An 11,910-nucleotide genomic window follows, 5' to 3' on the forward strand; every position below is an offset into this window, starting at 1 on the left:
CCGTCGGCCACCGGGAGCGGACGATGTACGTCCGCGTTCCGGCCACCCTGTCCGGGCTTCTCCTGCTCGTGTGGTTCCCGCTGATCAGCGGTCGCGTGGCGGAAAGCTACGAGCCCGTCACCGGACTGTCCGCGGAGGGCTTCTTCACCCGCTGGCTGCTGATCACGGCGGTGCTCTTCGGCGGCTCGGCGCTGCTGCTGGTGCTTCGGCTGCGCAGGGCGACGAAGCAGCGGCCCCCGGCCGTCCACTGATCGTCGGCACTCCAGCCCAGCGGGCCGGCGTACCGAAGCAGTGCCGGGGTGCCGAGCCTGGCCCAGGGGAACAGGGCGTCGGCGGAGCCCCGGGCGTCGGTGCCGTACACGAGGCGGACCTCGACGCGCTCGTCCACGTCCGCCGGGGCCGTCTCGGCGATCAGCAGGCCGCCGGGCCGCAACAGCTCGGCCAGCCTGCGGAGCAGGGCCCGCGGGTCGCCGCCGATGCCGAGGTTGCCGTCCAGGAGCAGGGCCGTGTTCCAACGGCCCTCGCCGGGCAGCGGTTCGAAGACCGAGCGCCACAGGGCCCTCCCCCCGAGCGCCGCGGTGTGGGCGACCGCCGCCTCGCTGACGTCGATGCCGAGCGCGGACCGGCCCCGGGCGGCGAGCTCCACGACCAGCCGTCCCGGCCCGCATCCCACGTCGAGCACGGCACCCTCGCACCGGTCCAGGACCGCCAGGTCCACGGTGTCGGCGCGGGCACACCACCGTTCCACGTCCAGGGGCAGCAGCCACCCGTCGCTGCGGCGCAGGAAGAGGGGTCCGCGACCGGTCCGCAGGGCGTCGGCGTAGGGGTCGGCGGACCAGGGGCGCTTCGCGCTGTCCCGCGCCGTCGCTTCGTGCGCCGTGCTCATCGGCCGCCGACCGCTCGCAGCCGGGCCAGCTCCGCGGCGAAGTGGGTGTGCGGTGCCTCGGCGGCGACAGCCTCGGCGTCGGCGGCCGTGTCGACGTCCCGCAGGCGGGGCAGATCGTGGACGCGCAGACCGGCGGCGACGAGCCGGTCGCGCTGGGCGGCGCCGGTGGTGGGCGTCGACATCGGGACTCCGCGCAGCAGCTCCGGGTCCGGATCGGCCAGCCCCAGGGCCCAGAAGCCGCCGTCCTCGGCGGGACCGAGGCAGGCGTCGCCTTCGTCGAGGTCCACGGTGAGCAGCTCCGGTGTCACCTGCGGGGTGTCCATCCCGATCAGCAGGGTGGGGCCGGCACAGTCGGCGAAGGCCGCGGCCAGCCGTTCGTCGAGGGCGCCCGCGCACTGCGGTACGACGTCGAAGCCGGGCGGCAGCCAGCGACCGGCCCTCCCGTCGAGGACCAGGACCCGGCGCCGGGCGGGCGTCGCGGCCACCGTACGCAGGGTGTCCGTGAGGGCCGCCGCGGCGAGCGCCGCCGCCTCCACGGGAGTGAACGGTGGCGTGAGCCGGGTCTTCACCCTTCCGGGCCGGGGCTCTTTCGCGATGACGAGGAGGGTGGTCAAGGGCGGGGCCTTCCTTGCGCCTGGGGTGCGGCAGCCGGTGGCGCGGCGGGCGCGTCGGCCAGGACGCGGCTCATGTCCCGTACCGCCTGCCAGGTGCCGCGCCAGGTCCCGGTCACCTTCGAGGCGCCGGTGCGCGGCCGGTACGGGACGTCGTGCTCGGTGACACGCCATCCCGCGTCGGCGGCGCGCACGACCATCTGCAGCGGATAGCCGCTGCGGCGGTCGGTCAGGTCCAGGGCGAGCAGCGCCTCGCGGCGGGCGGCGCGCAGCGGGCCGAGGTCGTGCAGGCGCAGGCCGGTGCGGCGGCGCAGCATCAGGGCCAGCGCGAGATTGCCGGCCCGGGCGTGCGCGGGCCAGGCGCCCCGGCCCTGTGGCCGGCGCCGCCCGAGCACCAGGTCCGCCTGGCCGTCCCGCACTTCATGTACGAAGGGCACGAGCAGGCCCGGGTCCAGTGAGGCGTCGCAGTCGCAGAAGCACACGATCTCGGCCGTCGCGGCGGTCAGCCCCGCGTGACAGGCCGCGCCGAAGCCACGGCGCGGTTCCCGGACGACGGTCGCGCCGAGTTCGCGTGCGAGGTCCGCCGAGCCGTCGGTGGAGCCGTTGTCCACCACGAGGGCGCGCCAGCCAGGAGGGATCCGGGCAAGAACCCAGGGCAGGGCGCCGGCCTCGTTCAGGCAGGGGAGGACGACATCGACGTCCTCAGGCGTGGAAGAGGTCATCACGGGTCTCACCTTACGAATGCGAATGGTGCATATCGGACTGCCGCTCCTTACGAAACACGGACGTCGGGGCTCTGGGCGGCTCGGAGGGGGACGGGCAAGGGCAGGCGGTGCCAGGCTGGCCCCATGGCCAAGGAGCAGCAGTCTTACGATCCGACGGCGGGCGGGACCGTCGGCCGCGGCGCCGGGGGCGCCCGCGTCCTCGTCGTCGACGACGACCCCACGGTCGCCGAGGTCGTCTCGGGCTATCTGGACCGTGCCGGATACGTGGTGGACCGGGCCGGAGACGGTCCGGCGGCACTCGACCGGGCCGCCGCGCACTGGCCGGACCTGGTGGTCCTGGACCTGATGCTGCCCGGGATGGACGGACTGGAGGTGTGCCGCCGGATGCGCGGACGCGCCCCCGTCCCGGTCATCATGCTCACCGCCCGCGGTGACGAGGACGACCGGATCCTGGGCCTGGAGGTCGGCGCCGACGACTACGTCACCAAGCCGTTCAGCCCCCGGGAGCTGGTGCTGCGGGTGGAGTCGGTGCTGCGCCGGACCCGGCCTCCCGCGGCGACGCGTCCGCTGAGCGCGGCCGGACTCACCGTCGACCCGGCCGCCCGCCGCGCCACCAGGAACGGCGCGGACCTCGCCCTCACCCTCCGCGAGTTCGACCTGCTCGCGTTCCTCCTGCGCCATCCGGGCCGGGCGTACAGCCGCGAGGATCTGATGCGGGAGGTGTGGGGCTGGGACTTCGGCGACCTGTCGACCGTCACCGTCCACGTCCGGCGCCTGCGGGGCAAGGTCGAGGACGATCCCGGCCGGCCCCGCCTGATCCGTACGGTCTGGGGTGTGGGCTACCGCTTCGATCCCGCCCCCACGGCCTCCGGCGAGGAGTGATCATGAAAGACACCCTCCTCATCGCCCTGTTCGCCTTCCTCGGCGCCGGTGCGGCCGGGCTACTGGGTGCCGCGGCGCTGTGGCAGCTGCGCCGCCGTTCGCTGACCGCCTCGCTGGCGGTGGTCGCCGCGGTGGCCGTGGCCGCGATGTTCGCGGGCACGCTGGCCGTGGCGCAGGCGATGTTCCTGTCCGCGCACGACCTGACCGTCGTCACGACGGTGGTCGCGATGGCGGCCGTGGTCTCCCTGGCCACCGCGCTGCTGCTGGGTCGCTGGGTGGTGGCCCGCAGCCGGGAACTCCAGCTCGCCGCCCGCTCCTTCGGCGAGGGCGGCGACTTCGCGGCCCCGTCCCGGCCCGCGACCGCCGAACTCGCCGCGCTAAGCCGGGAGTTGGCGGCCACCAGTGTCAGGCTCGCGGAGTCCCGGGAGCGGGAACGCATGCTGGAGTCCTCCCGGCGGGAACTCGTCGCCTGGATCTCGCACGACCTGCGCACCCCCCTCGCCGGACTGCGTGCCATGTCCGAGGCGCTGGAGGACGGTGTCGCCGCCGACCCCGACCGCTATCTGCGGCAGATACGCACCGAGGTCGAACGCCTCAACGACATGGTGGGCGACCTCTTCGAGCTGTCCCGTATCCACGCCGGCACCCTCGCCCTCACGCCGTCCCGGATCTCGCTGTACGACCTGGTGGGCGACGCCCTCTCCGGAGCCGACCCGCTCGCCCGGGAACACGGGGTGAAACTGGTGGGCGACCGCATCGAGGAGGTGCCCGTCGAGGTGGACAGCAAGGAGATGAACCGGGTGCTGGGCAACCTCCTCGTCAACGCGATCCGCCGGACACCCGAGGACGGGACGGTCGCGGTCGCCGCCGAACGCTCCGCCGAGGGCGTCGTGCTGTCGGTGACGGACGGCTGCGGCGGCATCCCCGAGGAGGATCTGCCGCGCGTGTTCGACACCGGCTGGCGCGGTACGCACGCACGGACCCCTCCGGCCGGTGCGGGACTGGGGCTCGCCATCGTCCGCGGGATCGTGGAGGCCCACCAGGGCCGCGCGGTCGTACGCAACATTCCCGGCGGCTGCCGCTTCGAGGTGACCCTGCCGGCAGCCGAACACTGACCGGTTCACTCACCCCGCAGCCGGGCCCGCGCGAACTCCCGCATCCCCTCGGCGAATCCGACCTCCGGCTTCCAGCCCAGCCCGGTCCGCAGCCGCGACGAGTCCGCCGTGATGTGCCGTACGTCCCCGAGGCGGTACTCCCCGGTGACGACCGGCTCGGGACCGCCGTACGCGGCCGCCAGCGCCCGTGCCATCTCCCCGACGGTGTGCGGTTCGCCGCTGCCGGTGTTGTACGCGGTCAGCGCACCGAGGGCCGAATCCGCCTCCAGCGCCGCCGCGTTGGCCGCCGCCACATCGCGTACGTGCACGAAGTCCCGCCGCTGGCGGCCGTCCTCGTACACGCGCGGCGCCTCACCGCGGGCGAGCGCCGACCGGAAGAAGGACGCGACCCCGGCGTACGGGGTGTCGCGCGGCATCCGGGGCCCGTACACGTTGTGGTAGCGCAACGACACCGCCGATCCGCCCGTCGCCCGCGCCCACGCGGCGGCCAGATGCTCCTGGGCGAGCTTGGTGGTGGCGTACACGTTGCGCGGATCGGCCGGGGCGTCCTCCCCGACCAGTCCCGGCGACAACTCCTCCCCGCAGACCGGACACCGCGGCTCGAAGCGGCCGGCCGCCAGGTCGGTGACGGCCCGCGGTCCCGGCCGCACCACCCCGTGCCGCGCACAGAGGTACCGCCCCTCCCCGTACACCACCATCGACCCGGCCAGCACGAGGTGCCGCACGCCCGCGTCCGCCATGGCGGTGAGCAGCACGGCGGTGCCGAGGTCGTTGCGGGAGACGTACTCCGCCGCGTCGGTGAATCCGCTGCCGAGGCCGACCATCGCCGCCTGGTGGCACACGGCGTCCACCCCGGACAGGGCACGGGCGACCGCCTCCGGATCCCGTACGTCCGATTCCGCGTCCTCGCGCACGTCGAACACGACGGGTTCGTGCCCGCGCGCCGCCAGCGCCTCCACCACATGGGAACCGATGAACCCGGCACCGCCGGTGACCAGTACACGCATGGGCCCACGGTAGGGCGGCGCACCCGTCCCACCGTGGGGCCACGCCCACCACGTCACACCTCCGTAAGACACCACGCCGTCTCGCGGTCCTGGAGGAGCGGTGGATGCTGCTGCCCGCGGCTCGTCAGCAGGTGGAGTTGGTCTGCGTGAGGAGGCTGAGCCGCCACGGCAGGCTGTTGTAGTCGCCGCCGGCGTTCGGGTCCTTGCCCTGGTACAGGTACTGGAGCCGACAGGAGGGGATGGTCAGCGTCTGGTCGTTGCCGGCGCGGATCATCTCCCCGTGGCTGATGTCCCTCGTCCAGGTGCCCGCGGGGAAGGAGACGTTGTTGGCCCGGGCGAACGGGTTGCTCTCGGAGGCGGCCAGCGGCGTCCACGAGCCGGCCAGGCTGCCGGACGTCCAGGAGCGGAAGTAGCGCCGTCCGTCCGAGCCGATCGCCTCGACGAGCAGCAGGTACTGGTTGCTGCCCTGCACCTTGTACACGTTGCTCGCCTCGAACAGGGCGTATTTGTTGGAGTCCTGGGCCGCGATGACGGTGTTGGTGAAGCCGCCCGGGAACTGGCCCAGCGTCGTCTGCGAGCGGTAGAGGTGCCCGTTGTCGTCGGAGGAGAACAGGTAGCAGTTGGTGCTGTCGCAGATCACCCACATGTCGACCCAGTAGCCGTTGCCGATGTTCTGCCGGATGATGTCGGGCATCGACGAGTAGAAGTTGCGGGGCGCGCTCCAGCCATTGGGGTTGCTGATGTCGGGGTTCGTGGAGTACGAGGCGTTGCCGGTCTGGTAGACGAGGTACCACAGACCCTGCGGCGCGTAGTAGAACACCTGGGGCGCGGCCCGGTATCCGGTGCCGATGGCGCTGCGGTCGAGGTAGTGGTGGGTGGCGGAGGCCGCCTGGGACCAGTCGGTGAAGTTCAGGTACACCAGGCTGTAGCCGGAGGAGCCGGCGACGCTGGCGAAGACGTGCCACTTGCCGTTGTGGTAGACGACCGAGGGGTCCTTGAGGCCCGCGATGTTGTGCGTCGAGTCCGGCTTCGGGGACATCAGCACACCGCTGGAGCTCCAGTTGTAGCTGCCGGGCAGGGCGGCTGCGGCCCTGGCGGCGGTGCTCGTGGTCGCGGCGGCAGCGGGCGTGGGCGCGGCGGTAGCGGGCGCGGCTGCGGGCGTTCCGCCCATCGCGGTCAGAGCCGCGTTGTACGCCGGCTTCTTGGCTCCGTTGCGGTCGAACAGCAACGGGTTCTCCCCGGCCCGCCAGGAGTCGCTGTCACGGATGCCCCACACCGTGATGCCGGTGCAGCGCGCGACGTTGATACAGGCCCGTACGGAGTTCGTGTACGCGGTCGTCGGCGCCTGCGCGATGTCCAGCTCGGTGATCTGGACGTCCACGCCGAGGGCGGCGAAGTTCGACAGCGTGGTCTGGAAGCCGGCCGGCGGCCCGCCGGTGCCGAAGTGGGCCTGGAACCCGACGCAGTCGATGGGCACGCCGCGAGCCTTGAAGTCGCGCACCATGCGGTAGACGCCCTGGGTCTTCGCGGCGTTCCAGTCCTCGATGTTGTAGTCGTTGTAACAGAGCTTGGCCCCCGAGTCGGCCGCCCGCGCGGTGCGGAAGGCCTCCTCGATGAAGCCGTCACCGAGCAGGTTCTGGAACACCGAGGGGCGGTGCTGGCCGCTGCCGCCGTCGGCGAAGGCCTCGTTGACCACGTCCCAGGCGAAGACCTTGCCCTTGTAGTGGTTCATCACCGTGCTGATGTGGTTGTTCATCACGCTGCGCAGCGTGTTCGCGTCCGTGATGGAGCTGACCCAGCTGGGCAGTTGGGAGTGCCAGACCAGGGTGTGGCCTCGTACGCGCTGCCCGCGTGCCGTGGAGCGGTTGACGATCTGGTCCGCAGGGGCGAAGTTGAACGAGCCGCGGGACCGCTCGATGGTGTCCCACTTCATCTCGTTCTCAGGCGTGACCGAGTTGAACTCGCGGTCCAGGATCGTGGTGTACGTGCCGTCGCCCAGCTTGCCGGCGGCCACGGCGGTTCCGAAGTACCGTCCGGACTGCGCCGCTTGGGCTCCCAGGGTGGAGGCCTGGACGGCGTCGGGAGCGGCAGCGGCCGTCGCGGTTCCGGTCAACGTCGCCAGTACGCCGGCGGCCACCATGCCTAATGCCGTGAGCCGGCGCCGATGTGTTCGCTGAAGAAGTCTCATGATTCTCCTCGTACGGTTGGGTGCGGGTGCGGGTGCGGGTGCGGGTGCGGGTGCGGGTGGTGCGGTTTGTGCGTCGGGGTGGCGCCGGGAAGGGGGGCTTCCGTGATCAGTGCGATTGTTCGAGTCATGACAATGTGCCCGCCTCCTGGTGTGACGGACCGAACAGATGCGGGCGGATGGGGGATCAGCAGGAACTGTTCGTCTGGGTGAGCAGCCCCAGGCGCCAGGGGAGCTGGGAGTAGTCCCCGCCGGCCGAAGGGTTCATGCCCTGGTAGAGGAACCGCAGGCGGCACGGGTCGATGGCCATGGTCTGGTCGTTGCCGCTGCGGATGAGTTCGCCGTGGCTGATGTCCGCTGTCCAGGCGCCGGAGGGGAAGGTGACGTTGTTGCTGCGGGCGAACGGGTTGGCCTCGGTCGCGGCCAGTGGCTGCCATTGGCCGGTGAGCCCCTGGGCGGTGAAGGAGCGGTAGTGCCGCCTGCCGTCGCTGCCGATGGCCTCCCACAGCAGCAGATAGGTGTCGGTGCCCTGGACGCGGTAGACGGCTCCGCCCTCGAACAGGGCGAACTTGGAGTCCTGGAGGACGAGTTGCGTGTTCCGGAAGCCGCCCGGGAACTCGCCGACGGTGGTCTCCGACCGGTACACGTGGCCGTTGTCGTCCGCGGAGAACAGATAGCACTTGGCGCTGTCGCAGATCACCCAGTAGTCGAGCGTCCCCGACGGAGCGGCGTTCTGGAAGGTCCGGGGTGCGGACCAGCTCTGCGGGTTGCCGGGGTCCGTGCTGGTGGAGTACGAGGGCGGCCCGGTCTGGTACACGAGGTACCACACGCCCTTCGGTGCGAAGTAGAACACCTGGGGAGCCGCGGCGTACCGGGTGCCGATGTCGGGGTTGGTGTCCAGGTAGGTCAGCGGGGTCGAGGCGGCCTGCGACCAGTCGGTGAAACTCGTGTGGGCCAGGCTCCAGGCGCCGGAGGTGTTCGCGGTCGTCATGAAGACGTGCCACTTCCCGTTCGCCTGGACCACCGTCGGGTCCTTGACCGAGACCACCGGGTGACTCGCGTCGGGCTTGGGGGCGATCAGCGGGCCACTGGACGACCACCGGAAACTGCTCGGCAGCTCTGCCGCTGCTCTGGTGGCTGCCCGCTCCGGCCCGGGCTGAGCGGAGGAGGCCTGCGCGGGGAGGGCGAGCGCCAGCGCCAGGCCTGACACGAAGGCCGCCGCCGTCCGGCGGAGGCGCGGGTGAGGCCGTCGTCGTACGGATGCGGGCATACAAGGCTCCAGGAAGCGGTCGGGGCCCGCCGCACGGACACACCTGTGCGCCCTTGGAGTTCCGGCACGGTGGCGCGTGGGGGAGAGCCTTACCGGTACGGATGATGCGGGTGCTGTCGTGCCTGGCTCGCGCAGAGAGCGCGAGCCGCTTCAACCAAGCCGGGGTTCGGAGTCTCGAACGTCGGCCGACACTTCGGGCGTGATGGAGAATACGAGCCTCAGTGCACGCGTCAATACCCCTCGCATCATTCGGTTTTCGGCGCCGCGCCAAGCGCACGAGGCCCTTCGGGCCCGTGGCCCTCGGCGTGCGGGGAAGGGCGGCGGCGGCTCCCGCAGCAGTGATGAGAGCCACCGCCGCGGCCGCCGCCGCCAGTGTGCGCGGAACGCGCTCTGAGCGCAGTCGTCGTACGGGTCACCGTGAACGCGGCGAGGGACGGAGCGTCAGGCGTCCGAGGTGCTCGCGCCCGTCGTGGCCGCGACGGGTATCGGCGCCTGGGTGTCGCTCCGGCCGATCCGCCGGGCGAGAGGGACGAGGGCGATCGCGACCGCGCCCACGAGCCCGGCCAGGGCGAAGGTGGTGAAGCCCCAGCTCTGGTTGCCGTCGCTCGCGAGCGAGCCGATCAGCCACGGGCCGACGACGGCTCCGGTGCGGCCGATTCCGGTGACCCAGCCGAGGCCGGCTGCGCGCTCGCTGTCGCGGTAGACGGAGTTGGTGGCGGCGTAGACCATGACCTGTGCGCTGAACAGCCACACACCGGTGACGGCGACGACGGCGTACGTCACGCCCAGCGGGAGATGGGCCTTGAGCAGGAGGGCCCCGGCGGCGGTCAGCACGAACCAGATCGCCGACACGCGCACGGCGCCGAACTTGTCGGCGGTGCGGCCCGCGATGAGCAGGCCGACGATGCCGCCCGCGTTGATCACCATGAGGAAGCTGACGGAGGAGCTCAGGCCGTAACCCTCGGCGCGCATCATCTGCGGCAGCCAGGTGCTCACGCCGTACACCAGCAGCAGACCGCAGAACGAGGCCAGCCACAGCAGCGGAGTCGCCCAGCGGGACTCGGGGCGGAACAACGCCCGTACGGCGGCGAGCCGACCCTTGGCGCCGGCCGCCGGGGCGGCGACAGCGGTGGGCCGGGGAAGCCCGTAGCGGTCCGCGACGGCATCGGCCTTGTCGCGCTCGCCCCGCGCCAGCAGGACACCCGGCGACTCGGGCAGCAGGGCCAGTAGCAGCGGCACCGCGATCAGGGCCGGCAGCACACCCGCCCAGAACACCCAGCGCCAGCCTGCGGCCGGGGCCAGCGTCAGACCGAGCCCGGTCGCCGCCATGCCCCCGAAGTGGTACGACGTCATGAGCAGGCCGGTGGTCAGAGCCGCCCGGCGCGGCGGGGCGAACTCCATGACCATGGCCAGGCACAGCGGCATGAGCCCGCCGAGGCCGAGGCCGGAGAAGAACCGGCCGAAACCGAACAGGCCGACGCCGCCTGCCACGGCACAGATCGCCGAGCCGACGGAGAACAACGTCACGCTCGCCACCAGCATCAGCCTCCGGCCGAGCCAGTCGGTGAGGTTTCCGGCCGTGAGCGCGCCGATGAGCATGCCGAACGTGGTCCAGCTGCCGATCGTGCCCGCACTCGCCGGGGCCAGGCCGAGCCCTGGGTCGTCGAGCATGTGCGGCATGACGGCGCCGTAGATGTTGACGTCCATGCCGTCGAAGAACACGGCCAGCCAGCACAGGGCCAGGACCGGGAACACGGAGCGGAACGTGTGTGGGGGACGGAGCGTGGCGGACGCGGGGGATTGGTTCATCTTCGTCCTTGGAGATGAGCGGAGGGGAGAGATTGGAGATGAGTGGGGGAGAGAGGGGGACGGGAAGGCGATGAGCGGGCTCTGGAACATGGGTTGTTCGCCTGGTGAAATCTGATTCACTGGCGGACATGAGTCTCGGGTTGGGACAGGTGAGTGTCAATGGTGTGAGGAGATGTCGATGTGTCCGGGCAGCGGCTGCGGCGGACTGTCCTGCGGGCCCTGGATACCGTGGCGGACGGGCGGAACGAGCGCGTGTCGGGGTTGCCGGCCAGAGGGCCCGGCTGCTCTGAGGGGCGGCGATGACGCCTCGGTGAGCGACAGGGACTTGGCGGGGATGGGGGTTGAGGAACATCGGAACGAAAACCGGCGCTAAGCCCCGATCGGCCCTGGTGGGCTGCTGACGGATGGTCGGCGGTGGGACCCGTGTGAAGTCTTCCGCAGATAACGCCCTATTATCTGCGGCATCGCTGATCACGACATGCGGCGACGTTCTCGGGCCTGTGCACGAAGCGGCCCCGTTATCTGTGGCAAGGGGGGAGCGGTGCCCGCCGTCGTACGACTGCCCGTCGGGAAGGCGTTGACCGTCCGCGCGGCGGCCGACGTGTTCCTCGACTCGCTCGACAACGCGAACACGCTCCGGTCGTACGGAATTGGCGTCGGCAAGACCGCCGAGCACCTCGGTGATGCCCGCCCGCTCGCCACTGTCGCGGACGACGAGATCGGCGGCGCCCTCGAACAACTGTGGGGCGAGGCCGCGGTTAACACGTGGAACGCCCGGCGGGCGGCGGTGCTGTCGTGGCTGGGCTGGTGTGTCGAGCGCGGATAGGGGGATCGCCGAGATAATCCCAGAAGGGGCCACGGGATGATCTTGAAGCCCTGAACCGGCCTTGGTATTGGACCATCGGTACAGTCGTTAACGAAGCCGCGTACCCGCCGCCGCGGTGCCCCGCGCGAGGACTACGTCATGGAGCCCGTGTACTGGGACGCCGGCACCGCCCGCCTGCTGCCCCGGCTGATCAAGGGCCGCACGCGCGGGCCGGTTTTCGTCACCCACCGCAAGCCGGGTCCCAGCAAGGTCCTCGCGCCGCGTGACGTGTGCCCGGACACCGGGCTGGTCCGGCTGTCGTACGGCCAGGCCCGCGCCCTGCTCGACGCCCACACCGCAGTCGGCGGAGTGCCGGGCACAGGCTGGGACCTGCACGAATATCGCCATTCTGGTCTCACCCACCTCGGCGAGGCCGGGGCCAGCCTGCCCATGCTGATGGCGAAGTCCCGGCACAAGAAGGCGGAGAACGTACGGCGCTACTTCCACCCCTCGGCGGAGGCGATCGCCGAGGTCACCAGCCTGCTCGCGCCCGGAGACAGCAGACGCTGAGGTCTTGGCCAAGGCTGAAGCGTACGACCGAAACTCGTCGACTTC

General features: G+C 71.5%; 9 protein-coding genes and 2 pseudogenes. 4 read left to right on the top strand and 7 right to left on the bottom strand.

Annotated elements, in window-relative coordinates:
- Positions 1-106: 106 nt before the first annotated feature.
- Genes E0500_RS26620 through E0500_RS26630 form a run of 3 tightly spaced genes read right to left on the bottom strand, consistent with a single transcriptional unit; the run spans position 107 to position 2,219 of the window.
- Positions 107-886 (bottom strand): class I SAM-dependent methyltransferase, encoded by a 780-nt coding sequence (locus E0500_RS26620; protein ID WP_131557695.1) that lies wholly within the window; start codon positions 884-886, stop codon positions 107-109.
- Entirely contained in the window at positions 883-1,500 is a 618-nt protein-coding gene (locus E0500_RS26625; RefSeq protein WP_131557693.1) for a DUF2064 domain-containing protein, read from the bottom strand. Before E0500_RS26625 ends, E0500_RS26620 begins: the two co-directional genes overlap by 4 nt.
- A complete protein-coding gene (locus E0500_RS26630) occupies positions 1,497-2,219 on the bottom strand; it encodes a glycosyltransferase family 2 protein (RefSeq protein WP_131557691.1) in 723 nt (240 codons plus the stop codon). Before E0500_RS26630 ends, E0500_RS26625 begins: the two co-directional genes overlap by 4 nt.
- 126 nt (positions 2,220-2,345) lie before the next feature.
- Here E0500_RS26630 and E0500_RS26635 point away from each other — a divergent pair, with 126 nt between their 5' ends.
- Together E0500_RS26635 and E0500_RS26640 are read left to right on the top strand one after the other, a co-directional pair.
- On the top strand, positions 2,346-3,104 hold the full coding sequence (locus E0500_RS26635) for a response regulator transcription factor (RefSeq protein ID WP_131557689.1): 759 nt from the start codon (positions 2,346-2,348) through the stop codon (positions 3,102-3,104).
- A gap of 2 nt (positions 3,105-3,106) precedes the next feature.
- Positions 3,107-4,219 carry a sensor histidine kinase KdpD gene (locus E0500_RS26640; RefSeq protein ID WP_131557687.1) on the top strand — a complete coding sequence of 371 codons (1,113 nt, stop codon included), beginning with the start codon at positions 3,107-3,109 and terminating at the stop codon, positions 4,217-4,219.
- 5 nt (positions 4,220-4,224) lie between these two features.
- On the opposite strand, the gene E0500_RS26645 is transcribed toward E0500_RS26640, so the two are convergent.
- From E0500_RS26645 to E0500_RS26660, 4 genes are all read right to left on the bottom strand, one after another.
- Entirely contained in the window at positions 4,225-5,226 is a 1,002-nt protein-coding gene (locus E0500_RS26645) for an NAD(P)-dependent oxidoreductase (RefSeq protein WP_131557685.1), read from the bottom strand.
- Between the two features lie 124 nt (positions 5,227-5,350).
- On the bottom strand, positions 5,351-7,414 hold the full coding sequence (locus tag E0500_RS26650) for a non-reducing end alpha-L-arabinofuranosidase family hydrolase (RefSeq protein WP_131557683.1): 2,064 nt from the start codon (positions 7,412-7,414) through the stop codon (positions 5,351-5,353).
- Positions 7,415-7,598: 184 nt separating this feature from the next.
- The gene (locus tag E0500_RS26655; RefSeq protein ID WP_131557681.1) at positions 7,599-8,681 is read right to left on the bottom strand and encodes a non-reducing end alpha-L-arabinofuranosidase family hydrolase; all 1,083 of its coding nucleotides are present in this window, start codon (positions 8,679-8,681) and stop codon (positions 7,599-7,601) included.
- Positions 8,682-9,122: 441 nt separating this feature from the next.
- Positions 9,123-10,490, bottom strand: coding sequence for an MFS transporter (locus tag E0500_RS26660; protein WP_131557679.1), 1,368 nt, complete (start codon positions 10,488-10,490; stop codon positions 9,123-9,125).
- A 541-nt stretch (positions 10,491-11,031) separates the two neighbouring features.
- Between E0500_RS26660 and E0500_RS45520 the strand changes: the two are divergent.
- Both E0500_RS45520 and E0500_RS45525 read left to right on the top strand, forming a co-directional pair.
- Positions 11,032-11,310, top strand: a pseudogene (locus E0500_RS45520) (site-specific integrase); the annotation flags it as partial.
- Between the two features lie 108 nt (positions 11,311-11,418).
- Positions 11,419-11,865 (top strand): annotated as a pseudogene (locus tag E0500_RS45525) (site-specific integrase); the annotation flags it as partial.
- Between the last annotated feature and the right edge of the window lie 45 nt (positions 11,866-11,910).

The sequence above is a fragment of the Streptomyces sp. KM273126 genome, assembly GCF_004337435.2.
Classification (GTDB): domain Bacteria; phylum Actinomycetota; class Actinomycetes; order Streptomycetales; family Streptomycetaceae; genus Streptomyces; species Streptomyces acidicola.